Origin of the sequence: Pseudonocardia pini, assembly GCF_013870575.1 — a bacterium.
Classification (GTDB): Bacteria; Actinomycetota; Actinomycetes; order Mycobacteriales; family Pseudonocardiaceae; genus Pseudonocardia; species Pseudonocardia pini.
Genome location: NZ_JACBXB010001135.1, coordinates 1 through 1,263 on the forward strand (window position 1 = coordinate 1; position 1,263 = coordinate 1,263).

Sequence of the window (1,263 nt, forward strand, 5' to 3'; positions counted from 1 at the left end):
CTGCCCCCCGGCCAGTGCGGCGGCGCCGAGCGCGACGGAGTACTTCGGGTGTGCGTCGACGACGATCGGCCTGCCGAGGTCCTCGGACACCATCCGCGCGACCAGCGGGATACGGGAGGACCCGCCGACGAGGAGGACGGCGCTGAGCTCCTCGGGGGTGACGTCGGCGGAGCGCAGCGTGCGGTTGAGCGCGCCGATCGTGGACTCGACCGGCGCGCGGATCATGTCCTCGAACTCGGCGCGGCTGAGCCGGACGTCGAAGTGCCGGTTGGGCAGGAACACCGGGATCGTGGTCTCGGTGTCGATCGAGAGCGCCTCCTTGGCCAGCACGCAGTCCTGACGCAGCCGGGCGAGGGCCACCGTCGTCTGCGGGTCGCTCATGTTCAGCTCCGCCAGCGCCCCGGAGGCGGCGTAGTTGACGTGCGCGAGGATCGCCTCGTCGAAGTCGACCCCGCCGAGGCGCTCGATGCCCTCCGGCGATCCCAGGATCTCGATGCCCTCGGTGCGCTTGCGCAGCACGGTGGCGTCGAAGGTGCCGCCGCCGAGGTCGTACACGGCCACGATCTCGCCGTCGTCGAGCCGCCGCGACGCCGCGTAGTGCGCCGCGGCGGCCTCGGGCTCGGTCACCATCCGGGGCGTGGCCACCCCCGCGAGCTGCGGTACCTCGTCGAACAGCTCGCGGCGGAACGGGCCCCAGTTGGCCGGGTGGGTCAGCACCATCGAGTCCGGAGCGGCGCCCTGGGTGGCCGAGACCCGGGTCACGACGTCGGAGAGCAGGTTCGCGAGCAGCGCGGTGACCGCGTGCGGGGTCCCGCCGAGCATGACCGGCGTGGGGTCGCCGAGGCGGCGCTTGAACTCCCGGCCGACCCGGTCGGGGTTGCTCACCGCCCGCCGACCGGCCGCGTCGCCGGTGACGACGGTCCCGTCCTCGCGCAGGTAGACCACGGCCGGTGCCACGACACTGCGGTCGCCGAGGGTGAACATCTCGACCCGGGAGGCGTCCGCGACCGCCGCGGCCACGAACGTCGTCCCCAGGTCCACGCCCAGGCTGTAGGACACTCCGCCACCTCCTGGGGCGCGGGACGACGGCTCCGCGCATCGGCACTGTCGACCGTATGAGCGCACGACGCTCAAGAGTGATACTCGTCTCAGTGGGCGCTGTCATTACCGCCGGAGCGGAACGTCGTCGAGCCGGGGGCAGGCCCTACCCCCGGCGGGGGTCGGCCCCCTTCCGCGGGCGGCCCCCCGGCGGGACGATTCCCC

General features: G+C 73.5%; 1 protein-coding gene. It reads right to left on the reverse strand.

Annotated features, from left to right (window positions below):
• The coding region (locus H5J29_RS33210) for an Hsp70 family protein (RefSeq protein ID WP_181784837.1) at positions 1–1,059 on the reverse strand (1,059 nt) is incomplete at its 3' end.
• Between the last annotated feature and the right edge of the window lie 204 nt (positions 1,060–1,263).